22 protein-coding genes are annotated in these 25,031 nt (G+C 36.2%); 18 read left to right on the top strand and 4 right to left on the bottom strand.

Annotated features, from left to right (window positions below; translation table 11 throughout):
• Positions 1-386, bottom strand: a 386-nt coding sequence (locus ACI6PS_RS09580; RefSeq protein WP_421012341.1) for an SMI1/KNR4 family protein, incomplete at its 3' end; no start/stop codon positions are given.
• Between the two features lie 6 nt (positions 387-392).
• Positions 393-2,585, bottom strand: a complete 2,193-nt coding sequence (locus ACI6PS_RS09575; RefSeq protein ID WP_421012340.1) for an HNH endonuclease — start codon at positions 2,583-2,585, stop codon at positions 393-395.
• Between the two features lie 193 nt (positions 2,586-2,778).
• Between ACI6PS_RS09575 and ACI6PS_RS09570 the strand changes: the two genes are divergently transcribed.
• The 4 genes from ACI6PS_RS09570 (at position 2,779) to ACI6PS_RS09555 (ending at position 6,160) form a co-directional block, all read left to right on the top strand.
• Positions 2,779-3,651: an aldo/keto reductase gene (locus tag ACI6PS_RS09570; protein WP_421012343.1), complete on the top strand. Its 873-nt coding sequence runs from the start codon at positions 2,779-2,781 to the stop codon at positions 3,649-3,651.
• A gap of 59 nt (positions 3,652-3,710) precedes the next feature.
• A complete protein-coding gene (locus ACI6PS_RS09565) occupies positions 3,711-4,463 on the top strand; it encodes an SDR family NAD(P)-dependent oxidoreductase (RefSeq protein WP_421012339.1) in 753 nt (250 codons plus the stop codon).
• Between the two features lie 108 nt (positions 4,464-4,571).
• Complete coding sequence (locus ACI6PS_RS09560; RefSeq protein WP_421012338.1) at positions 4,572-4,934, top strand: four helix bundle protein; 363 nt, start codon at positions 4,572-4,574, stop codon at positions 4,932-4,934.
• Positions 4,935-5,011: 77 nt separating this feature from the next.
• Positions 5,012-6,160 carry an ATP-binding protein gene (locus ACI6PS_RS09555; protein ID WP_421012337.1) on the top strand — a complete coding sequence of 383 codons (1,149 nt, stop codon included), beginning with the start codon at positions 5,012-5,014 and terminating at the stop codon, positions 6,158-6,160.
• A 23-nt stretch (positions 6,161-6,183) separates the two neighbouring features.
• Here the strand turns inward: ACI6PS_RS09555 and ACI6PS_RS09550 are convergent, their stop codons facing one another.
• Positions 6,184-6,555 (bottom strand): helix-turn-helix domain-containing protein, encoded by a 372-nt coding sequence (locus ACI6PS_RS09550; RefSeq protein ID WP_421012336.1) that lies wholly within the window; start codon positions 6,553-6,555, stop codon positions 6,184-6,186.
• A 365-nt stretch (positions 6,556-6,920) separates the two neighbouring features.
• Here ACI6PS_RS09550 and ACI6PS_RS09545 point away from each other — a divergent pair, with 365 nt between their 5' ends.
• The 10 genes from ACI6PS_RS09545 (at position 6,921) to ACI6PS_RS09500 (ending at position 17,524) form a co-directional block, all read left to right on the top strand.
• Positions 6,921-7,646, top strand: a complete 726-nt coding sequence (locus ACI6PS_RS09545; protein WP_421012335.1) for a metallophosphoesterase family protein — start codon at positions 6,921-6,923, stop codon at positions 7,644-7,646.
• A gap of 56 nt (positions 7,647-7,702) precedes the next feature.
• A complete protein-coding gene (locus ACI6PS_RS09540) occupies positions 7,703-8,236 on the top strand; it encodes a DUF3575 domain-containing protein (protein WP_421012334.1) in 534 nt (177 codons plus the stop codon).
• A 170-nt stretch (positions 8,237-8,406) separates the two neighbouring features.
• A complete protein-coding gene (locus tag ACI6PS_RS09535) occupies positions 8,407-9,138 on the top strand; it encodes a LytR/AlgR family response regulator transcription factor (RefSeq protein WP_421012333.1) in 732 nt (243 codons plus the stop codon).
• A 388-nt stretch (positions 9,139-9,526) separates the two neighbouring features.
• Positions 9,527-11,557: a sensor histidine kinase gene (locus ACI6PS_RS09530; protein WP_421012332.1), complete on the top strand. Its 2,031-nt coding sequence runs from the start codon at positions 9,527-9,529 to the stop codon at positions 11,555-11,557.
• Between the two features lie 33 nt (positions 11,558-11,590).
• Positions 11,591-12,250, top strand: a complete 660-nt coding sequence (locus ACI6PS_RS09525) for a response regulator (protein WP_421012331.1) — start codon at positions 11,591-11,593, stop codon at positions 12,248-12,250.
• Between the two features lie 118 nt (positions 12,251-12,368).
• Entirely contained in the window at positions 12,369-13,925 is a 1,557-nt protein-coding gene (locus ACI6PS_RS09520) for a T6SS effector amidase Tae4 family protein (RefSeq protein WP_421012330.1), read from the top strand.
• A 9-nt stretch (positions 13,926-13,934) separates the two neighbouring features.
• Positions 13,935-14,417: a hypothetical protein gene (locus ACI6PS_RS09515; protein WP_421012329.1), complete on the top strand. Its 483-nt coding sequence runs from the start codon at positions 13,935-13,937 to the stop codon at positions 14,415-14,417.
• A gap of 294 nt (positions 14,418-14,711) precedes the next feature.
• On the top strand, positions 14,712-14,921 hold the full coding sequence (locus ACI6PS_RS09510; RefSeq protein ID WP_421012328.1) for a hypothetical protein: 210 nt from the start codon (positions 14,712-14,714) through the stop codon (positions 14,919-14,921).
• A gap of 92 nt (positions 14,922-15,013) precedes the next feature.
• Positions 15,014-17,032, top strand: a complete 2,019-nt coding sequence (locus tag ACI6PS_RS09505) for a sensor histidine kinase (RefSeq protein WP_421012327.1) — start codon at positions 15,014-15,016, stop codon at positions 17,030-17,032.
• Positions 17,033-17,059: 27 nt separating this feature from the next.
• Entirely contained in the window at positions 17,060-17,524 is a 465-nt protein-coding gene (locus ACI6PS_RS09500; RefSeq protein WP_421012326.1) for a response regulator, read from the top strand.
• 23 nt (positions 17,525-17,547) lie between these two features.
• On the opposite strand, the gene thiL is transcribed toward ACI6PS_RS09500, so the two are convergent.
• The gene (gene thiL, locus ACI6PS_RS09495; RefSeq protein WP_421012325.1) at positions 17,548-18,597 is read right to left on the bottom strand and encodes a thiamine-phosphate kinase; all 1,050 of its coding nucleotides are present in this window, start codon (positions 18,595-18,597) and stop codon (positions 17,548-17,550) included.
• 131 nt (positions 18,598-18,728) lie between these two features.
• Here thiL and ACI6PS_RS09490 point away from each other — a divergent pair, with 131 nt between their 5' ends.
• From ACI6PS_RS09490 to ACI6PS_RS09475, 4 genes are all read left to right on the top strand, one after another.
• The gene (locus tag ACI6PS_RS09490) at positions 18,729-19,607 is read left to right on the top strand and encodes an ABC transporter ATP-binding protein (protein ID WP_421012324.1); all 879 of its coding nucleotides are present in this window, start codon (positions 18,729-18,731) and stop codon (positions 19,605-19,607) included.
• A complete protein-coding gene (locus tag ACI6PS_RS09485) occupies positions 19,607-23,254 on the top strand; it encodes an ABC transporter permease/M1 family aminopeptidase (RefSeq protein WP_421012323.1) in 3,648 nt (1,215 codons plus the stop codon). The genes ACI6PS_RS09490 and ACI6PS_RS09485 overlap by 1 nt, the downstream gene beginning before the upstream one ends.
• Before the next feature lie 133 nt (positions 23,255-23,387).
• Complete coding sequence (locus ACI6PS_RS09480) at positions 23,388-24,119, top strand: endonuclease (protein WP_421012322.1); 732 nt, start codon at positions 23,388-23,390, stop codon at positions 24,117-24,119.
• A complete protein-coding gene (locus tag ACI6PS_RS09475; protein ID WP_421012321.1) occupies positions 24,098-24,850 on the top strand; it encodes a DUF72 domain-containing protein in 753 nt (250 codons plus the stop codon). The genes ACI6PS_RS09480 and ACI6PS_RS09475 overlap by 22 nt, the downstream gene beginning before the upstream one ends.
• Positions 24,851-25,031: the final 181 nt, after the last annotated feature.

Here is a 25,031-nt window from a genome sequence, read left to right as displayed (position 1 = left end):
TCATTATCTGAGAGTTCATTCATAAATTCTTCGAATGAATTACACACTAATTCTATATCTCCCGATTCATTTATAAAATAAATTTGGTCAAAGGTTTCTGCATCCAAAGAAAGACATATTGATCCGTCACCATAATCTATAAAAGGCAAATAATTTTTAGGAAATATATCGCTGGTAACTTGGATACATTTTTCTAAGTTCCAATCACCATACTTTATCGGTAAAAAATAAACCCCACCTCCTCTAAAATATTTCTTATCTGGATATCCTCCATTATATTCTAGCATTACTTCTTTATATGAATTTGGGAGATTTAAATTAAATTGCTTTTCAAAAACTAATAATTCATCATTAGTTAATTTCTGTTTACTATTTCTAAATTTCATTTTTTATTAAGGTTTGTATTTAATAGTTAATACTTTGTCTATTTGACCGCAAGAACCAATATGTCTATAGGTAGCTTTATGGGCTTCTTTTAGAACCAGTTGCATAGTACATTCTAATAGTTCGTTCAAATCATCTAAATGATGCCAAACAAATTTTTCTTCAATTTGTTCAATCGTTTTTAAATCATTAATTCCTATCTTACTATAACAAATTTCAAAATCCTTACTTCTTGAGCCCGTCATTCGAATCTTTACAATGCTATTTTCGTTATAAAGATAAGGCGTTTTTGCAAAATCTGCTGAAATTCCGTTTTTACTTTTCGGTATGTCAAATCCTTTGGCCTTTGCATTGGCTGGGTTGTACTTTGCCTTACTGTGCAATCTTAAATCTTGTGTAGCCTGTTTGATTTTTATTCTTCGTTCTGGCTTGGAGAGTTTAAGAAAATCCACAAGCTTTTTCAGATCTTGTGGGTCAAGTCTGAAAAATAATTGTCCACCAGTTTCAACAATATCTATTGTCTTAATATTAATTTTAAGCTGAAGTTTTAAGTTTTGTAGCAATTTTGTTGACTCTCTTCCAAGGCCAAAGGCTTCTTCAATAGGAATTAATCCCTTGCTTGTTATCTGTTCAACTCTTAAAGCAATTTTTTCCTTTGCTCCGGCAGTAATGGCTATGTCTTGAAAGAGGAGTGTCCATTTTTCGCCCGTTTTTTCAATACGCAAGCCTAATTTATAAGCCAGTAGAATAACTTCTCTCTCTGTTAATGCTTTTACTGTTATTTCGAAAAAGGTAAAAGCTTCCGCAGATTTTCCTCCTTTGGCTAGCTTTGGTAATGGCAAGAATAATGACAATATTAGTATTGTTCCATAAGTTTGAAAATATTCATACCGATAGACTGAATAGCTGCTGTTTTTTAATTCCCATTCGTTAATCTTGTCCTCCCATTCGTTAATATGCTCGAATAGCTCTTTTATAAGATGCAAGAAAGACTTGAACTTAGCCCTGTCGGTAAAAATTTCATGCAGTTCAGGAATCATTAAGACAAAACCATCGATAGTGTCAACAAGTGCATTCCATAAACCGCAGAAAAAGGCATTGAAACCATAGGCGACATTGACTTCTTTTTCTACTAATTTAAATTTTTCAATATCTTCCTGATCCCATTCCAAGAAGTAATCTTCTATCTTGATATTAGGATTTATGCCAAATGCTTTTAATAACGTATCATTAAAGATGGGATCAAAATTAGGATGGAACGGCAAGTACCGTTCTTCTCCAAGTCTGTAGGATTGAATGTCTTTAGAGTAGTCGTGGAGCTTGTTTACGAAATCTTTAAAGGATGTGGTGATTTCCATTTTTTCAAAAATCCAATCTATCGTTCTTTGATAATCACCTTCAGCCTGAAATTCCCTGTCAAGTGCTTCAATCAGTTCTTCAGTTCTTATATAGAATTTTTTATCCGAATCTATGGCATTATTGCTGTAATAAAGCTTTTCTACTCTCTTTGCAATCTCTTTTTTAAAATCATCCAATACAGGGTTTACTATGTTTTCATCCTTATTGTTCCTGATTATGAAGCCACCAGAAGAGTTTACATTGGTGGTGCTTTTTAGACAATCAAAAATGTCACTCCCCATTGTGCAAATAATTTCTGAAATACGATTGTCATAAGCAAAAAGATGAAAAGTTATAAGATTGGAATCTTCTCCTTCTGTGAACCATATGAAATTATCGGTATAAGTCGATATTTTTTTTGAATTGATTGTGAAGTACTTTTTTAAATACTCATCAAGAGAATTAGGCTCTTCAGCAGTGTATTGAATGATTCTTAGACGGTTTCCTTTTTTGCAGAAATAAGGCAAGTCGTCAATGTTGTTGAAATCTGTAATATTGATTAGAATTTTTTCTAAATCAATGCCCTCATATTTGCTTTTCGCCGGCTGATAGAGATTCCTGCTCTCTAAAAAGTGCCTTAAGGAGTCTTCCTTGGCTTGATAGAAAATACTGTCTTTTCCAAAACGATTTGGAAGAGAAGTATTCTCTAAAGAATTTCCAGAACGGCTTCTTTTAATTGTTTCTTCTAATGGATTGGTGGAATTTTGAAAAATTTGTTCAAAGTTTAAGAATCTTGACTGTTTTAAAACACTTCCGCTCTCTTCGTCAAAATCATCATCAGTATTGTATATTATGTTGTTCATAAATTTTATTTTTAGATTAAACCATCTTTTGCGCAAAAAGGTTTTATTATTTAGAACACAAATATAAGAAAATATTAATATATTGTATGTTATTATTTTCTTTTAAATGATTTTATTTTCTCATAGTGATTAAGCGGTCTTATACTTCGTGTTTTGATTTTGTTTTTATATTTTTAAGAACTCAAAAACACGCATCATGAAAACATTATTTTCGCCAATAATTGCCGGTACGATGAACTGGGGAGTATGGGATAAAAACCTTTCTACATCTGAAATGGCAAGCCTTATCCACGTCTGCCTGGAGAATAAAATCACTACTTTCGATCATGCCGATATTTACGGTGGCTACACAACTGAATCTGAATTTGGAAAAGCGCTTACGCAAAGCAAAATTGACCGAAAAAAAATACAGCTGATTTCCAAGTGCGGGATCCAGCATGTAACCGAAAACAGGGACAACAAAGTCAAGTATTATGACTATTCGAAGGAATACATCATCTGGTCGGTTGAGAACTCCCTGAAAAACTTGGAGACAGACTATCTGGATGCGCTTTTATTGCATCGTCCGAGTCCTTTGATGCAGCCCGATGAGATCGCCGAGGCGGTTTCCAAGCTTAAACAGCATGGAAAGATACTCGACTTCGGATTGTCGAATTTTACACCTTCTCAAACCGATTTGATTCGTTCGAAAACAGAAGTAAACTTTAATCAGATCCAATTCTCAGCCACAAAATACGAAGCCATGATTGACGGAAGTCTGGACCATATGCAGCTTCACAATATTACGCCTATGGCATGGAATCCGCTAGGGACTATTTTCAGGGAAGATACGAGTCAGACCAGGCGCCTTAAAAAACTGTTGGCCAATTTGGTTGACAAATACCATGTAGGTTCGGATGTAATTTTGCTGGCCTGGATCATGCAGCATCCGGCTAAAATTCTTCCTGTTGCCGGAACGGTAAATGTGGCGAGAATCCAATACATGACCAAAGCAATAGAATTGGTTTTGGACAAGGAAGATTGGTTTGCCATCTGGACCGAAAGTATGGGGAATCCTGTTCCATAAGAAATAGTAAGTAATCAGTAGCTGTATCCAGTATTAAATATGAAGTTAAAAGAGATTCGATGAAAACAGTATTCATAACCGGGGCAACCAGTGGAATAGGCAGGGCAACGGCAAGGGCTTTCGCCAAAAATAATTTTAAAGTCATTATCTGCGGCAGGAGGGAAGACCGATTGGCGGAACTTCAGGACGAGCTTTCGCAGCGAACGGAAGTGCATACATTATTGTTTGATGTCCGAAACAAAAAGACGGTGCGAGAAAGCATTGCTTCGCTTCCTGAAAATTTTGCAGATATCGACATCCTTATCAACAATGCAGGGAATGCACACGGTTTAGATCCAATTCAAAACGGTGATATAGAAGATTGGGATGCGATGATCGACATCAATGTAAAAGGGTTGTTGTATGTTTCCAAAGCCATTATCCCGAAGATGATCGAGAGCAGAAAAGGCCATATCATCAATATTGGTTCAACGGCGGCCAAGGAAGTCTATCCAAATGGAAACGTCTATTGTGGCACGAAGCATGCCGTTGATGCCATCAGTCAAGGAATGCGAATGGATTTGAATCCTTACGGAATCCGTGTTGGGGCCATCCATCCGGGAATGGTAGAAACGGAGTTTTCAGAAGTGCGTTTTAAAGGCGATACCGAAAGAGCTTCTAATGTTTACAAGGGTTTCGAACCGCTCCAGCCGGAAGATATTGCCGATATTATTGTGTTTGTAACGACTCGACCTTATCATGTCAATATTGCCGATTTGATGGTAATGAGTACGGCCCAGGCTTCCTCGACCATAGTGAATAGGATTATCTAGAATATTTTTTATTTCTATTTTTTATTATTAGCCTGCTTGAAGTAATTGGTTGGATCTTTTTAATATTTAATTACAATCCATATAGCACATTATAATTCCTTCGAAGAAATGAATATTTATCAATTGGCACGTGAACAAAGCAATGCTATTTGGTATTTGATTCAAAACACTTCACTCGGACAAGATTATAAATTAAGAGAACAAATAAATGGTTCTTCGGGATCGGTGATGGACAATATTGCCGAAGGATTTGGTCGTGGAGGAAATAAGGAATTTATCAGTTTTCTTAGCTATTCGAGAGGTTCCTGCTGTGAAACGAAAGCGCAATTGCAAAGGGCATTCGATCGGAATCATATCAGCAAAGAGAACTATTTTGAACTAGTGGCGAAAGCAGATATGATAATCGATCAAATATCCAAGTTTATGAATTTCCTAAAAAGCTCAGACAAGAAAGGCTCGAAATATGACTAAATCTATTCCTCCAATACAGAATAAATAAATCACGTTTGCTAAGAATAAACAATAGCAATAAAAAATAAGCAATTGACATGATCAACAAACGCCTTCTCATCAAAAACCTTCTCGCCCATAACGACGAGAGCAGTTTTTATGACAAGAAGCGCCAGTTGAACCTTCATACCCGAGAGGGTAAAGGCAAGTTTTTAAAGCATATTTGTGCCTTATCCAACTCAAATCCTACGAATAATTCCTATATCGTAGTAGGTGTAGAGGATCAGGACAATGAAATCGTTGGCGATGATTTCTTCGATGACAGCCGTATACAGAATCTTGTGAATGCCTTTTTGGAGAACCCACCCAAGATTCAATATGAAAACGTTCCGTTTCCGAATTTGCCTAAGGATAAGGTAGTTGGCCTCGTTACCATCAAACCGAAAAACAAGGCTTCCTATTTCAAAAAAGGCATTCATACCATACCCGTCAACTCTGTTTTTATACGAAGGGGAAGCAATTCTGTTCCTCTTGAAGATGGTGTGTTTGAAAAGAATTATCAGAATACCGAAACGGTCATCAGTATTGAAAACAGTTCCCGAAACAGTATTGGTTATACGCTTGACGGCGTGATGGATTTTATGAACAACCGGCACAAGGACATGTCGCCCAAATACAAGGTTTTCAAGGAACTTTTTGTCGTATGCTGGGCAGGAATCCCTAAAAAAGTCAAGGACAAAACCTATCTTTCGCGTGTAGATATTGAGCTTGTCAACGAACAAATCAAGCTCTTTTATTCAGCCCTGGATGAAGTTGCGATTGAATATGATGAACACAGTTTTACCATTACAGAATACGTTTCATTGGGACTCAACGACAAGACCAGTTTCTATGAGCTTGAAAAGGTAACCATCCGTTTCTTCGAAAATGGCTATTACAAGATGGAAAGCGAGATGCTTTTCCAGCCGCCAGAGTTCAATAGAAAGATGCTGTTTCATATCTATAATTCCAATCGGGCCCTTATATCAAAACTTGAAAAAGGCTATCCTCTTTCCGAAAGGGAAAACAAGGACCTCGAAAACCTGCCTTCCACTTTTATGATCTGCTACCTCAATGGCTTTGAGGATGCAAAGCAAAAACTTATCGATGCGAAGCCTTTGCTGAAAAAGCATCTGAATCCAACAGTCTATTTGTCTTTTAAGGAAGCGATGCGGATTCTTAGGAAGATGAAGTACGACCTCAATTAAGCATCCTTACTTTTTAACAGTATTTACTGCTGCATCAACTCTTTGATTTCTGCTACGCTTTTCCCCGCCAGCCATTCGGTTACCGAGGTTTTCTTTGCTTTTGGTACAAATTCCGGCAGTGCTTTCAGGGCATGCAGTTCAGGAAGGTTCATTTCTCTGAGCGAGAACAAATCGTTCGGGGTGCAGTTCAATGCAAAACAAAGGGTGGTAAGCTGTTGGAAATTCAACTGAACGGCTTCTCCTTTGAGCATCTTGCCAACCGAACCACGGTTAAGCCCCTGCTTGATCAGGAAGGCCGAGGGATGCGGAATGTTTCTTAACGTCATGATTGGTTCTAGATTTAGAACAATACTGCTCTTTGGAACTTTTACAGAAGTGCGCTTATGCTTTTTCATGATACTTAATTTTAAAATAAAGATAGTCTATATTTTATTAAATCCAATCATTCTCTAGAATAGTAGTATCATTCTCTAGAACTAAAATGTCATTCTCTATAGAGCTTATTTCATTCTCTAGAATAGTAATTTCATTCTCTATAGTAAAAGTTTCATTCTCTAGAATCAAAACATCATTCTCTAGAATATAAGTTTCATTCTCTAGAAGCATAGTGTCATTCTATATACTGATATAGCCCCTTGGTTACAAGAAAACCTTCTTAAGCTCAGGGAAAGGAAGAACAGGATAGCAGAAATCATCTTTTTAGGGAAATATTTAGGATTTGTGCAAGAGCGATAATTTGTAACTTTACAAAAAAAAACAGATGAGGACTTTCGCAATAGGCGACATACACGGCGGACTAAAAGCCCTCCAGCAAATACTCGAAAGAGCACAAGTAACCCCAAAAGACAAACTGATTTTCCTAGGTGATTATGTAGACGGTTGGAGCCAATCGCCACAGGTTTTGGATTTTTTAATTCAACTTAAATCGACACACAACTGTGTTTTTATAAGAGGTAACCACGACGATTTGTTGTTGAAATGGTTCAAGGAAAAGAGCCACAACGAAATGTGGTTTCATCACGGAGGAGAAGCAACGGTAAATGCCTACAAAACGGTTTTGCCTGAAAACATAGACGAACACATTGCCTTCCTTGAAACGCTAGAGAATTATCATCTTGATAAAAAAAACCGACTCTTTGTACACGCCGGATTTACAAACTTAAACGGTGTGGAGTATGAATATTTCCCTAAGATGTTTTATTGGGAACGAACGCTTTGGGAAACCGCCTTGGCATTGGATAAATCAATGAGTACAAAAGATTTGCAGTATCCAAAACGCCTTACACTATACAAGGAAATCTTTATAGGCCATACACCAGTAACGAAGATTGAGAAAACAACTCCCATACAAATGGCCAATGTTTGGAATGTAGATACGGGTGCCGCCTTCAAAGGGCCGTTAACTATTTTGGACGTAGATACAAAGGAATTTTGGCAAAGCGAACCACTTTACAAGCTTTACAATAAAGAAAAAGGCAGGAATTAATTTGTTTTAGCATAATATTTGTTATATTTCGATTACTAAAAACAAAAATTAAAGCTATGAAAAAAACAATTTTAAGCCTGATGCTCCTTGCCGGAACATTTATGGCAAAGGCACAGGACGGTCATTTTCCACAACATGAAGTAAGGTTCAATATCTTTAATGTAATTGCATTGGGTTCGGTCGAGGTAGGATATGAGTATTATCTCGACAAACACCAGTCGGTGGCATTGGATGTATTGATCAACGATACCTATAATATGAGTATCGGTAGGCAGGTAGAGGATTTCAATACCAACAGTATGCAACTATCCTACAATTATAATATTTCCAGACGCGACGACGGTTCGGGATTTCTTGTTTCGCCACTGCTCAAATTCCGTTTTGGAGATTATCAAGCAACATCTGATACACCAAAAATAGACATGGACAGTTTTATCATTGGCCTTGGAGCCGGATACAAATGGAGTTTCAACAACCGTTTTGTGATGGGGCCGTATGCCAATATTGGGAGAAACTTTAGTGAAGAAGTGACAGATGAGTTCACTAAAATTGAATTCAGTGCAGGATTTAATCTAGGGTTTAAGTTCTAAAAAAATACATTTGAAAAGAATACAAAAGCTTTCTGATTCGTCGGGAAGCTTTTTTGTTTTTATGCGATATTAACATTTTCTAGGTCTAAAAACAGGGATATTCAAATTAAATTTATAATTTTGCTGGCTATAACTTTCAGTAAGTTAGAAAATTATCCCCAACAGATTACATGAAGTATCCTTATATTATCATCGACGACGACCACGAAAGTGTTCTGAAAATGCAGTCAGCCTTTGACAGCTTTTCGAACTATTTCCTGTTGGGAACTGCTGATAATTATGATGATGCGGTCAATCTGGTATTGGAGCATAACCCAAAACTGATTGTTTTAGAGATTGATCCGGTCAATAAGGAAAGCCGTCTGTCGTTGGCTTTAATCAATGAGCTTCATCGCTTTGTAAAGAACATGCCAAGAATCATTGTCCTTACAAAGGGAAAGGAATTGGCTTATGAGGCTTTGAAAAATGAGGTGTTTGATTATCTGTTGAAACCCATCAACATCCATGAACTGCGTAAGACCATCATGAAGTTTGAAAGAAATGTTGAAGATACTCCTACAACCATCTGCATCAAGTCTTACGGCGATTACCGTTTTGTAGACACGGATGATATCGTTTACCTTCAAGCGGATAATAATTCAACTGATCTGTATATCAACAACGGGGATACCATCACGGCCTTCAAAACCCTCAAGCATTTTGAGAATACCCTTCCTCCTCAATTTGTGAGGATACACAACAGCTACATTATCAATATGAGTTATGTTTCGAGAATTCATTTGGGGAATAATGTAGTCTACATCAAGAACAGCAAGATCCAATTGCCTTTCTCTAAATCTTATAAGAAGAACGTCGATTTGATTATTAGCCTGATTGCTAATAACGACGGTAAGGAGCTGTAACCCATTTCCCAACAATCCTATTTTTCCATTTTCTGCAGAAAGCAAGCTTTAAAAGCTATCCTGATAGGAAGACTATTTTATGCTCCTATATCAAATCAACGGATATTGATCTAATGAAGTTCTTTAGAGGATTCCTATAGATAAATTCGAAATCAATCTAACATTTATATATGGTAAGTCTATAAAAAATATTATTTTTTATGGATTTACTATGGACTCACTATGGACTTACTATGGAAACACATATAGTAAAGTAGTATCTAACTTAAAATCGATATTGAATTTTTAGCAATATTGGCTTTTAAATTTTAACGTTTGTTACGGAAAAACCGCACCGTCCAATTTGCCAAAAGCTGTAGTTTTACCACTTTTAGTAAAACAGGCTCTTTTGAAAAATCTTTATATCCTCTTTGTTTTTGTTTTCTTGATGTTGGCTTGCGACAGGCGAGTGGATACAACCGTTGTTGCTCCAAAAAACGATAGCCTCGCCTATTTTTTTGAAAAGGCTAACAATGATAGCGTTCCCTATGCAGAAAGGCAAATGTATACCCAGAAAGCAATTGCCATTATTTCAAAAGATAAGAATGATTCGATGAACCGTGTGAATTATTTTAAGGTTGCGAATAGGTACTATAATATGAGGAATCTTAATGCTAAGGCTTTGGAGGATTATAAGGGCATTACTTTATTTCTTATTGAAAATTCAATTAAGTCTAAAGATACAACATCGCTGATAAAATCTTATAGGTATATGGTTGATTATTATGTGGATAAAAAAAATTATGATAGCACTTATATATATGTATATGAACTTGAAAAGCTATATGTATATCTAAAGGATGATATCAATGCTTCGAGAATCCTTTTAGGTAAAACTCTATTACAGCATAGTCAATGTGACTATTTAGGTTGTGAAAGAACTGTCTTAGCAATGTTGAAAAAATTAAGATTTGAAGATAATTATGAACTACGATATGAAGCATATAATTTTTTAGGAATTGTTTATGGAGAATTAATGGAATACCAACTGTCTGAGCATTATTACAAATTGGCTTTAGAACTTGCGACAAGAAAGGAAATACCTCACGAATACCAAAATAAAGCAACAACTTTGAATAATTTAGGAGTCCTTTATAGAAAATTAAATAAAGATGATGAGGCTTTGAAAGTTTTTAACGAGGCTCTTAATGAAGATAGTCTTTTTGTAAATAGACCAATTATTTTTGCGATGATAAAAGATAATATTGCTTATTCAGAGTTTAAATCAGGAAATCATAAACGGTTACCGAGTTTGTTTTTCGAATCATTAAAAATCAGGGATAGTTTGAATATTGTTCCAGGAATAATTATAAATAATATTCATCTTTCGGAATACTATGCTTTTAAAAAAGATACATTGAAAGCCATAAGCTATGCAAAGAGGGCTTATGATGTTGCCAGTGAGAATAAAGAAATGCGGGAAGTAATGTCCGTATTGAAGCAGTTGTCAAATGTTGAACCGAAAAAAGCACTTCAGTATTCGGTTGAATATCATAAACTGGATGATAGTCTGAAATTGGTGGAAAGAAGAATAAAGAATAAATTTTCACGTATAGAATACGAAACCGAAGAACTTGCCTTGGAGAAGGATAAATTGACGGAACATAAAAGAGTCCTTATCTATATTTCCATTGGTATCCTTCTATTGGCAATTACTGTTTTTATCATCCGTTATCAAATTACCAAGAACAAGGAGTTGCACTACCTGCAACAGCAAAAAACAGCCAATGAAGAGATCTATCAGTTACTATTGGGCCAGCATCAGAAAATAGAGGAAGGCAAGCAACTGGAAAAGAAAAGGATTTCTAGGGAATTGCATGATGGTGTAATGGGACGGTTGTCCGGCATCAGGCTGAATCTCTTTATCCTGAGCAAAAGAACGGATAGCGAAACGATAGCCAAATGCCTGGAACATATAAGTGAAATCCAAAAGGTTGAAAAGGAGATCAAGACCATTGCCTATGACCTTGAAAAGAACGTCTTTTCGGATACCATAGGGTTTGTCATGATTGTAAAAAACCTCTTTGGCAGTATGGAGGAACATTCTGGTTTGCACTTTACCTTGGAGATGGATGAAACAATAGAGTGGGAATTGCTTGATGGCAATGCCAAAATAAACACCTATAGGATTTTGCAGGAGGCGTTGCAGAATATTTATAAATATGCCCAAGCAAAGAGTGTTGTCTTAAAAGTGTACAAAACTGCTGGTACTATTGAGTTGGCCATTGAAGACGACGGGATAGGTTTTGACGCCCAGAAAATAAAGAAAGGTCTTGGATTGAAGAATATGGAAGAAAGGGCGAAGGATATGGGTGGAAAAATAAGCATCAGCTCAAAAGAAGGCGGGGGTACCAAAATAAATTTGATAATTCCCATTTAGTTTTATACTTTCACTTGGACCAAAAACTATTATATGCCAATAAAAATACTGATGATTGACGATCATCCTTCACAAATTGAAGGCTATAAGACCATCCTGTCATACAATACACTTGGGGCTGAGATCGTGACTACGGTTGCCTACAATTGTGAATCGGCGTATGGGATTATAACGATAGCTAAAGATTCTGAATACGATATGGTGTTTATCGATAGGAGCCTTCCTGCTTTTCCTGAAAAAAAATTAAAATCAGGTGAAGATATAGCGTTATTGGTAAGGAGACATTGGCCTGCCACCAAGATTGTTTTCCTTACGTCTCATGCCGAGGCTTTCCTCCTTTATAATATTGTTAAAAAAATAAATCCGCAGGGACTCTTGGTAAAGAGCGATTTCAGTGCGGATGAGTTATTGCTTGCTTTTGAGAGGATAGTTGACGGGGCAACCTATTATACCCATACGGTAAAGGAGGGCATCAATGAGTTGCTTTCCAAGGAACGGTTTTTAGACGACCTGAACAGACAAATCATTATTCTCTTGTCGCAAGGGCTTAGGACGGCGAGTATTGCCGATGAGCTGCATCTTTCCAAAAGTTCTGTCGAGAAAAGGAAAGTACAGATAAAGGATTATCTGTGCATAGCCAAAGGTACCGACGAAGACATTGTGAGAGAATCCAAGAAATTGGGCTTTATATAGTTTAACAATTTTTGCGGAAAAACCGTAATTGTATTCTTTTTCATAATGATAGTTTTGCCAACATCAAATTACGCTGGAGTTATTTGATACAATGTAAAACAATTAAAATTAAGTTATTATGAAAAAACACTTTTTAAATTTTTTGGTTTGTCTAATTACAGTCTTGTTTGTCAGTTGTGAAGAGGAACATGCCTCACATGAACAGGAAGAGAGTATTGCAAATAAGGTTAGCTTGAAAGATCTTCCCGATATAAACGAATTTATCAATTCGCAAAAATTATTGATGGGACGCAATTCATCAATGAGCCTTTTAGATAGTATTGTTCCTGAAAATGTTATTGTAGTTGAGGAACTAGACGGAACAAAAACATATTCTTTTGCCTTGTCAATTACGGAGAGTCCAACAAGAATGACCAATTTGATAATTGATGAAACAAATGATGGTTATGCATATTTCACTCTTACTTATGAGTCGGATGACCTACAGTCGTGGAAGCAACAGGTAGAAAATAATCAAGTTGTTACAGTGCCAGTAGAAATCACTAAAACTAGAATTGATAGTAGCTTAATGGGTAGAGGAGGCGATTGCATTGGAGGTTTTACTTATCGATATGATTGCCCTTCAGGAGAACATTCTGGTTCAACACCGAGAAAATGTTTTTTCGAAGCTAGTGAATGGAGTTTAGTTGTTACGGTATTAATGAGACCTTGTGAAAATGAAGGTGGAGGTTCTGGATCTGGATCAGGTAGTGGGTCAGGGTCGGGAAGTGGATCAGGGTCGGGAAGTGGATCTGGTTCTGGCGGAGATTCTGGTGGAGGCTCTAGTTCTGGTGGAGGTTCGGTTTCTACAGGACCTAATTTAGGTGGAGGAAGTGGCGGTGGTTCAGCAGCGCTTGCATTTGTAAATTCTTTATCACCCGATCAAAGAACTTGGTGGAACAACCGTGATAATGGAACCTCAAAACAAATTTTGACAAATTGGTTAGTAACAAATGGTTATACAGCCTCAAATATGGCTTTTGTGAAATGGGGAATAGATTATTTAAGGACGAATCCTGCTGTCACAATTGGGCAGTTTAAGAATTGGTTTATGTCTCAAAAAGCAGATTTAGAGGATACTAGTAGTTCAAATTTAAGTAGTTTAAATTTTCCACCTCAAGCTCTACCTTCTTTTGATAACTTTATTTTAGCTTATCCATCCGTGTTTGATATTAATTTTGATACCCCTCAAAAAATGTATACTGTTGTAGGGGGTGCGGTTTTAACAAAATATAATCAAGGTGCTCGAAATACTTGTGCATTAAGGGTTTCACGAGCTCTAAATAATTGTGGTATTAATATTCCAAATATTCCAGGTGTTACAGTGAAAGGCGCAGACAATAAAAATTATTTTTTAGTTGCAAAAAATTTATTACATTGGATGAAAATTACTTTTGGGACACCAACAGGTAGTAATCATTTAACGGGTAGTCAAGGTGGTACTCGCGGAGAGAATTTTATAAATTCTTTGAGGGGTAAGGAAGGTATTTATATAATGATTCCTAATGACCCGAGTTTGGCAGGCTTTAATGCTTCAGGTCATGCTGATTTGTTTTTTTCTGATATTTGTGATAACGATTGCTATTTTAATGCAACTGGTGGAGTTAGTGAAATATTTTTTCGGGAATTACCTTAAAACATTATTATGAGAAACATACTAAGATGCTTTATTATTTTTATTTTTTGTGCATATGCAAATGCACAACAAACAAACAAAGATTTTTTTTCTTATAAAGAAGAAAAGGTGCTTTTTAATTTTATAAATTCGAAAGCAAGTAGCAATAACTTTAATGTGGTAATTTTTGAATCTAAAAGTCCTGATGAAATTCTGAAAAGAATAAAAACTTGTACTAAAGAGAATAAACAGATTGCTTCAATTTATTATCTAGTTATTCCAAAAGAGTTTACTGAAGAAAAAGATGAATTAGTTTTAGAATTTTTATCAGATATTCTTTCGAAAAGAAAATTAGTAGATAAAGAAATGAATATAATTGCTGATGGAAACTATTTTAGCCTTTATAAAGACAAAATAGCGTTGACTAGAAGATACAAAAACGGTCTTTTAAACAAAATAGAAAAATTAAGTATTGTCAAAACGGAAGACAGTTTGTGTAATTTTTTATATTAACTGATGATTTTTGAAATAGGCATAAAAAGAGGAACCAATTAGTTCCTCTTTTTTATTAAAACCATTACAGGGTTTTCCTTTCGTTGATAAAAAGCAATTTTTATCGATTTTCTCTAAAATCAACCACCCCTCAAACCGCCCCATCCACTCACCAATGAGGTACATTTACATAATGCATCTTCAAATGTTTGAATATCAGTTTGGGCTACTATACTTTTACACTATCAAAATGAAACAATCATTTCAAAAAGAAATAAAAAATATAAAAAATAACCCCACAAAAGTAAAAACATTATGAAAAAAGTAATCGCAATCGTAGCAATATTTGTATTATCAATCTTAGGTTTATCTTCTTACAATACTAATGAAGTAAAGAAAAATAGAAATGAGTCAAACTCTACATTATTGGCATCTTTGAATAATGGTGGTAATGGTAATACTGCAGGTACAGGTACAGGTTCAACAACTCAACCTATCGGAGGCGGAAACAAGAAACAAGATTAATTCTTAATATAATTTCGTGAAAGGCTATCTTTAAGGTAGCCTTTTTTTGTATGAAATAGTTTTACTATTTTTGATTTTAACTAGAATTGATTTTGAATAAAAAACTACTATTAATCTTCTTCTTCCTATCTTTCATTGGGTGTAAAAAAACCAATAAAGGCAATACTTATGAATATACAAGGAATGACAGTTTGGCCTATTTTTTAGAAAAAGCCAATTCTGACTCATTGTCGTACAATACTAGAAAGGTCTATACCCAAAAAGCAATTGGTTTAATTTCTAAAGAAAAGAATGACTCTATGAATCGTGTCAACTATTTCAAGGTTGCCAATCGATATTATAATATGAATGCTTTGGAAGATTATAGGAACATTGCTTTGTTAATTGTTGAAAAGTCTTCAAAAGCAAAGGATACGATGAGTCTCATCAAAGCCTATTCCTATATGTCAGATTATTATATATCAAAGAATCTTTCAGATAGTAGTTATATCTATAATTATAAACTGGAAAAGTTATATACTGCTCTAAACGATAATGTTAATGTTGCAAAAACACTTCTGAATAAAGCTATTTTGCAACATAATGAGAGTGATCTTCTTGGATGTGAAAGGACAGTATTAACAATGTTGAAAAAATTGAGAGTTACTAATAATTATGAACTTCGATATGAAGCTAATAATCTGCTTGGAATAGTTTATGGAGAATTAGATGAGTATAAACTATCGAAATCATATTATGAAAAAGCTTTGGAAATTGCCAATAGAAAGGAATTAGCACAGGAGTATCAATTAAAAGCGATAACATTAAACAATATGGGGGTTCTTTATAGAAATCAGGAGAATTATGAAAAGGCCTTGAGCTTTTTTAATAAAGCTGTTGTTCAAAAAGATCTTTTAAAAGACAGACCCAATATTTATGCAATGACGAAGGATAATATTGGTTATTCGGAGTTTAAATTAAAAAACTATAATAATTTGCCAGGACTGTTTTTTGAAGCATTAAAGATTAGAGATAGTTTGCATATCGTTTCAGGTATTATTGCAAGTAATATACATCTTTCGGAATATTATGCGAGTAAAAGAGATACTGTAAAAGCGGTTCAATATGCTAAAAAATCCTATACCGTAGCAAAAGAAAATCGTGAGGTAAGGGATGTCTTATTTACATTGAAACAACTATCAAACGTTGAACCCAAAAAAGCATTAGAATATTCAGCGGAATATTATAAGATAAACGATAGTCTGCAATTGGCGGAAAGAAAAATAAAGAACAAATTTTCGCGCATAGAATATGAAACCGAAGAACTTGTACTTGAAAAAGACAGGCTAGTAGAACAGCGAAAAACCCTAATATACACAGGGTTGACGATTATATTATTGGGCGTTTTGGCGTATGTGATCCGTTTTCAGGCGGCAAAAAACAGGGAGCTGAAATTGCTGCAAGAACAGCAAAAGGCCAATGAGGAAATCTACCAGCTGATGTTGGGCCAACAGGATAAGATTGAGGAAGTCCGACAGTTGGAGAAAAAGCGAATTGCGCAAGACCTTCACGATGGAATTCTAGGCAAGCTTTTTGGAACCCGGCTCAATCTGGGCACACTGAACAGTAACAAGGATGATGATGCTATTGAATCCAGAAAATCGTATATTGAAGAATTAAAAATCATTGAACAGGAGATACGCGAAATTTCGCATGACCTTAATTCAGAAAAGACCGCAATTTTTAATAACTTTGTTTTAATGGTTTCCAATTTCATTGAAAATCAGAGCACTGTTTGCAAGGCAAAGATTCATTTTACCATGGACCCCCTTATCGATTGGAATGGAATCGATAACATGGCAAAGATTAATTTGTATAGAATTTTGCAGGAAGCCTTTCAAAACATCAATAAATACGCAGATGCACAAAATGTTTTTGTTACATTCGCACAAAATAATTCAAGTATCCAACTCGATGTTCAGGACGACGGTATTGGTTTCAATTATCTGAAAAAGAAAAAAGGAATCGGTCTCAGCAATATGAATACCAGGATTACAAATTCTGGAGGGACAATGACGGTGAAATCCGAAATAGGAAAAGGAGCAAAGTTATTATTTGAATTACCCTTGTAGAAAACCCCAAACAAATCATAACCCCTAATGAAACAAATTATTCAATTATTGATGGTCGACGACCACCCTTTTATCCTGCAGGCTTATAAGAATACGCTGAATGGATTTAAAAAGGAGGAGTACGAGATCATTACAACCGATGCCGTCAATGGAGAAACCGGATACAATGTAATCACAAGCAGTCCTATCGATTTTGACGTAGCCTTTCTTGATATCAGTATTCCGCCCTATCCGGAAGAAAATATTGAATCTGGAGTTGATTTAGCATTGCTCATCAGAAAAAAAATGCCCAAGTGCAAGATTTTCCTCTTGACAATGCACACTGAGAAATTAAAGTTCAAATACTTTTTTGATACTATCAAACCAGAAGGATTGGTAGTAAAAAACGATTTGACGTTTGAAGAGCTTATTTTTGCCTTCGAAAAAGTGCTTTCTGGAGAAAACTATCTCAGTGAAACGGTTATCAAAATGATTGACGACCAAAACCAGTAAACAAAACGGAATGCTTTGAGTGATTAATCTTCACTCAAAGCATTCCATCCTCGTGCTCTTAATTCTATTTTTGTATCTGCTCTCGTAATGAGATGGATTCCTTCGCTTTCCTGGGTCATGTGGCCAATTATCGTAAAATTCGGGTTCCCTTTTATCTTGTCGAAATCCTCCATCTTGATGGTGAAAAGTAATTCATAATCTTCACCACCATTGATGGCAACGGTTGTGCTGTCGATGTTGAATTCTTCGCAAACATTGATCAATTGAGGGTCAATCGGCAGTTTGTCTTCGTATAGATTACAGCCAACCTTTGATTTTTTACACAAGTGAATGATTTCTGATGACAATCCATCGGAAATATCGATCATAGAAGTGGGTTTTATTTCCAAGGCATGAAGCAATGTCCGAACGTCTTTTCGTGCTTCGGGTCTTAATTGTCTTTCGATCAAATAGGTGTAGGCATCCAAATCGGGTTGCGAATTTGGGTTAACCAAAAATACCTGTTTCTCTCTTTCCAACACCTGCAATCCCATATAGGCAGAACCGATATCACCCGTTACCACCAATAAATCGGTTTGAGTTGCACCATCACGGTACACAATTTCTTCAGCATCGGCTTCGCCCAAAGCAGTGATGCTGATGATGAGTCCTTTTTGTGAAGAAGTGGTGTCGCCACCAATAACATCTACATTGTATTCCTTTGAGGCAAGTGTGATTCCGGCAAACAATTCATCCAAGGCTTCCAAAGGAAAACGATTGGAAACCGCTACAGAAACCGTGATTTGAGTTGGCTTGGCGTTCATTGCACAGATGTCTGAAACATTGACTACAACGGCTTTGTAGCCCAAGTGTTTCAAAGGCATATAAGCCAGATCAAAATGTACACCCTCAATTAATAAGTCGGTTGAAACTACAATTTTCTTATCTTTAAAATCCAAAACAGCGGCGTCGTCTCCAATACCCTTTAAGGTAGAAGGCTGGTTGATTTCGAAATTCTTAGTCAGGTGGTCAATTAATCCGAATTCGCCCAATTGCGAGAGACTGGTTCTTTGAGGAGTTTTATCTTCTATCATGTTTTTAGTATCAAAGTTGCAAAGGTACAAAGTTGCTGAGGTTATTTGGTATTAAAAAAAATGTTAAAAACGTGTAACAAAAAGGCTTGTGATTCTACTTATAATTTAAATCAATTAAAAATAAACCAATTATGAAACTTAAAATTAACAACTTAAGCAAGACGTATAAAAACGGAGTAAAAGCCTTGGATAATCTGAATTTAGAAATTGGTTCGGGTATGTTTGGACTGTTGGGACCTAACGGTGCTGGTAAATCTTCCCTGATGAGAACGATTGCCACACTGCAAAAACCAGACTCAGGTTCTATCATGTTTGACGACATCAATGTTTTGGAAGACAATATGTCTTTGCGTAAGATTTTAGGTTACTTGCCACAGGAATTTGGAGTATATCCAAATATGTCGGCGGAAAAATTATTGGAATATTTTGCAAAGCTGAAAGGAATCTCATCTGCTTCGGATAGAAAAAAAATCATCAAGGAAGTTTTGGAAGTAACCAATTTATGGGATGTTCGTCATAAAAGCGTAAGTGGTTATTCAGGCGGTATGAAACAGCGTTTCGGAATCGCACAATTGCTTTTAAACAATCCGAAACTGATCATTGTAGATGAGCCGACAGCCGGTCTTGACCCAGCAGAACGTCATCGTTTCTTGAATGTATTGAGAGAAATCGGAACCAATCATACGGTTATCTTTTCTACGCATATTGTGGACGATGTTAAAGAACTTTGCCATGAATTGGCGATATTAAACGGAGGGCAAATCCTATACCGCGGTACGCCAAACGATGCCGAAAAAGAGCTTGAAGGCAAAATGTGGATGCGCATCATCGAGCGTGAAGAGTTTGAAGCATTTTCAACCAATTACAACATTATTTCTTCGAACTACAATCAAGACAATACGTTGAATATCCGCGTTTACAGCGATTTTCAACCGAATGAAACGTTCGTTCAGGCCAAGCCTCAATTGGAAGACGTATATTTTGTAGCACTTAAAAAAGAGACTGTATAATGTTAGGAGCTATATTTTCATTTGAGTTTAAAAGGTGGTTCAAGAACGCATCTTTTTATTTGTACTTTGCTTTGTTCTTTGTGATTTCGTTTTTCGGAATGGCACAACCATTAGGATATTTTGATTTTGCGGGTGCAACCACGACTTCGAATACCATAATGAATTCCCCGATGGCTATCAATGGTATTTTGAGTGGCCTCTCCCAATTGGTCTATTTTATCATCCCGACCGTGATTGGAGCTACGGTTTACAGGGATTTTAAATACAACACCCATACTATTTTATATTCCTATCCTTTCAACAAGTTTGATTATTTGGCGGGTAAGTTTCTAAGCGGATTCTTCATTACCATCATCATCACGTTTTCGGTTGGTTTGGCATTTTTGATCGCAACAGTGTTGCCTTTTGCCAATCCAGATTTGCTTGGACCTATAAACATCTGGGCCTATTTTCAAGCCTATGTAATCTTCGTTATTCCGAATATTTTCTTTATCGGAACCATCATTTTTGCGTTGGTTACGATGAGCCGAAATGTATATATCGGTTTTATATTCGTGATCGTATTGTTTGTGTTGCAGGCTCTATTGGGTAATATTACCAATAATATGGAAAACAAATATGCCGTAGCCTTGATAGAACCTTACGGTTTGGAAGCCTTGACGTATGTAACGAAATATTGGACCATCGAAGAACAAAATGTTAGAGATATTCCTTTTGATGAGGTAATTGTTTACAACCGCCTTATCTGGATGGGAGTTGGAGTATTGGTGTTTACGGCTTTATATTTTGCGTTTTCGTTTACACATTCTCCTCTGACTTTAGGCAGAAAAAAGAAAGCTGAACGCATCACGAAGAACAATTTCGGAAGTATCATCCGCATCAATTTGCCGAAGGTAAACTACGATTATTCGTTCCTGCAAAACTTAAAAACGGCTTGGAGCATCTCGAGTTTTGAGTTTAGATTGATTACCCGAAACTGGATATTTGTAACCATTGCGGCAATTTTGGTACTGTTTGTAGTCATCTCTGGATTTACACTCGGACAGGAATTGTACGGAACTAGAACCTATCCTGTAACTTGGAAAGTAATTGATTTATTAGGCGGAACATTCGGCTTCTTTATCAGGATTTTAATCTTCTTGTTCTCTGGATATTTGATTCAATTGGCTTCCAACAGCCGAATGAGCAATCTGGTTGATTCTACACCAATCCCGAACTGGACCTTGCTTTTCTCTAAATTTTTAGCGTTGCTAAGAATGACCATCGTAATCCTCTTCCTAGGGATTATCTCTTGTATGTTAGTTCAGGTGTATTATGGTTATTTCAATTTCGAGATAGGACAATACCTGACAGAAATGTTCGGCTTCAGATTGATTGAATTTGTAATCTTGATCGTATTTTCACTGTTTATCCAGTCGTTCTTCAAGAATTATCTGGTTGGTTTCTTTGTAATCTTGGTGCTTTTATTGGCGTTGCCAGCCGTTACTGCATTGGGAGTAGAACATCCGATTTTCACATTCAATTCGGATACCGGTTTCAGCTATTCGGACATGAACGGATACGGAACCGTTAGAAGTTATTTTATCTACAAACTATATTGGTTGTTCTTTGTAGCATTCCTATACGGTATCACCCTTTTATTCTTCAGAAGAGGAATCTTGTCTGGAGTAAAAGAGCGTCTAAAAATTGCCGGAAGAAGAATGAGGGCTTCAATCATGGTTCCTTCAATAATCGCATTGCTTTCCTTTTTAGGATTGGGAACTGCTATCTATCGTAACGATACTGTAGACCAGCCGTATTATTCTTCACAGGAATTAGAGTTGCAGCAAGTGGATTATGAAAAGAAATACAAAAAGTTCGAAAGCTATCCGCAACCTCGAATTGTAGATGTAAAAGTCGATATGAGCATCTTTCCGGAAGAGCGTAATTATCATGCAAAAGTGAAGTATGTAATGGTAAACAAAACCGAAAAGAATATCGATTCGCTGTTTATCAATTACGGCGATAATTTAAAATCAATCAGCTTTGGAGCCAACAATAAATTGGTTTCCAAGGATACGATAATGGATTTTGACATCTATAAATTAGAAAAAGCATTGCTTCCAGGCGATTCACTTCTGGTAAATTTTGAAGTTAAAAACCTTCCAAATACGTTTTTATCAGACCTTTCTCCGGTAATAGAAAACGGAACGTTCTTGAACAACAGCATGTTCCCTTCTTTTGGATATTCAGATTCTGGAGAGATAGCCGACAATGATATCCGTAAGAAATACAAATTGCCTGCAAAAGAAAGAATGGCGGCTGCGGATGATATGCATGCAAGAGCCAACACTTACATTTCTAACGAAGCCGATTGGATTACGTTTGAAACCACTGTAAGTACTTCCGAAGACCAGATTGCAATCGCTCCGGGATACCTTCAAAAGGAGTGGAAAGAAAACGGACGCCGTTATTTCCATTACAAGATGGACCAGAAAATGCTGAATTTCTATGCTTTCAATTCGGCTCGTTATGAGGTGAAAAAAGAAAAATGGAACGGCATCAATCTTGAAATTTATTACCAAAAAGGACACGAATACAATCTTGACAGGATGATGGACGGTATGAAACGTTCGGTGGCCTATTATTCAGAAAATTTCAGTCCTTATCAGCACAAGCAAGTCCGAATCATTGAGTTCCCTCGAACGATGGGTACTTTTGCACAGTCGTTTGCAAACACCATTCCGTTTTCTGAAGCCATTGGTTTCATCGCACAAGTTGATGAGGAAGATCCGAATGGTGTAGATTATGCCTTTTCTGTAATTTCGCACGAAGTTGCCCATCAGTGGTGGGCCCATCAGGTGATTGGAGCAAATGTAAAAGGAGCCACCTTGATGTCGGAATCGCTTTCTGAATACAGCTCATTGAAAGTATTGGAGCACAAATACGGAAAAGCACAAATGCGTCGTTTCTTGAAAGATGCGCTTGACGGTTATTTGCAAGGAAGAACATTCGAGTGGAAACATGAAAACCCGTTGATGTATAACGAAAACCAACAGTACATCCACTATCAAAAAGGATCGTTGGTATTGTATGCCATGAGCGATTATTTGGGTGAGAAAAATTTCAACAACATTTTGAAAGGTTATGTGAAAGAGGTGGCGTTCCAAGAAGCACCTTACACGAATTCGATTGAATTTGTAAACCACATTCGCAAAGCAACTCCTCCAGAATTTCAATATTTGATTGAAGATATGTTCGAAACCATCACGCTTTACGATAATAAAGTAGAGAAGGTAACCTCTAAGAAATTGGCTGACGGGAAATACCAAGTTGATATCGATTTTGTGGTGTCTAAATACCGTTCGTCTGATAAAGGAAAGAAATCATTTAAAGACAAAAACGGAAAAACGCTGACCTACAAGAAAGGAAAAACAACCATCGAGTCTTATCCGTTGAATGATTTTATTGAAGTGGGCATCTTCGGCGAAAAAATCAAGAAAGGTGATTTCGAATTGGAAAACGAACTCTACAACAAAAAATATAAGATTGATAGAATCAACAACAGGTTGACGATCATCGTGGATAAAAAACCAATTGAAGTAGGCGTTGATCCTTACAACAAATTGATCGATACTAATTCTGAAGACAACAGAATGAAATTATAAAAAAAGCATTTGTCTTTCCTAAAACCTCCGAGCGCATCGGAGGTTTTTTTATGTCTAAATTTTAAAAAATATAATTGCAATCGCATAAGAAAGTTGTTTGTTTTTTTATCAATTTTGAACAAACCTCAATACTATGCCCGAAGGACCAAGTATCATCATCTTAAAAGAGGAAGTACAGCAATTCGCAGGAAGAAAAGTGCTTTCGGTAGAAGGAAATACGTCTATAGATTTAAGCCGACTCGAAAGCAAAAAGGTAATTGCCTTCAAAAGTTGGGGCAAGCATTTTCTTATTTGTTTTAAAGATTTCACTGTCAAAATTCATTTCCTGTTATTTGGAACGTACGGCATCAACGAAAAAAAAGATACCCCAATTCGATTGAACCTTACGTTTATTAACGGCGAAATAAATTTCTATGCCTGCTCTGTAAAAATCCTCGAAGGCGATGTCAATTCGCATTATGATTGGACTTCGGATGTCATGAACGAAGAATGGTCGCCAAAGAAAGCCAAAGCCAAGCTCAAGGAAATTCCAACTAAAATGATTTGTGATACACTTCTGGAGCAGGATATCTTTTCTGGTGTGGGCAACATCATCAAGAATGAAGTTCTATATCGTGTCAAAATTCATCCGGAATCCTTGACGGGAGAAATTCCAACAGCAAAAATCAATGAAATCATCAAAGAAGCACAGAATTATAGTTTCGATTTCTTGAAATGGAAAATGAAATTTGAGTTAAAGAAGCATTGGCTGGCGCACACCAAAAAAGAATGTACCCGTTGCGATCTGCCCATGATTAAAAAACAAACCGGGGTCAAGAAAAGAAGAAGCTTTTTTTGCGAAAATTGTCAAGTACTACACACATGAAAAAGGAAAATATTCAAATTGGTTGTTCGAGTTACTATAACGGATATTGGAAAGGTGTTTTCTATCCAAAATACCTGACGCGTAAGGAATGGTTCATCTACTATTGCGAGCATTTTGACACCTACGAGCTCAATGCAACCTTCTATAAATTTCCCACTGTTGAAAGTCTTCAAGAATGGTATGACAAAAGCCCAGAAGATTTTTTATTTTCGGTCAAAGCTCCTCGAATCATTACACACCTAAAAAAGTTCACTGATTGCCAGCAAGAAATTGATGACTTCTACCAAGTTTGCAAAGAAGGTTTCAGAGAAAAATTGGGATGCATTCTCTTTCAGTTGCCACCGAGTTTTCGTTATACAACGGAACTCCTTACTCAAATCGTAGAATCATTAGATGCAAATTTTAAAAATGTAATAGAGTTTCGCCATAAAAGCTGGTGGAACGAAGAAGTGTATAAAGTTCTCACAGAAAAAAACATCACTTTTTGCAGCGTCAGCCATCCAAATCTACCCACCGATGCTGTCCAAACAACTGAAATTGGGTATTTCCGTTTTCACGGTATTCCAAAATTGTTTTATTCTTCCTACAATGATCAAGAGTTGAAGCAACTCGCTGATTTTCTTTTTTCTAACAATAAATTCCAAAAAACATTTGTTTACTTCAACAATACTGCAAGCACCGCAGGGATTCTAAATGCATTAACGTTAAAAAAAAGCACTAAAAATATGTAGGATTAATTAAAAATAGCTGTTTTTTATTCACATTTTTCACAGCGTTACAGTATTCCTTATATATTTGCATGTTCAAAACGAAATTCGACCAAGCTTCTTCTAAAGCATATCCTCCGAATCTATCGTCTTGAATAGATTTGTAATCGTGTTAATTAACTTTTTAGTAAAACTGAAAAAACAG

Origin of the sequence: Flavobacterium sp. PLA-1-15, from assembly GCF_049060005.1 — a bacterium.
Lineage (GTDB): Bacteria > Bacteroidota > Bacteroidia > Flavobacteriales > Flavobacteriaceae > Flavobacterium.
The sequence above is the reverse complement of the archived record's forward strand: the minus strand, read 5'-3'. Positions and strand labels throughout refer to the sequence as shown.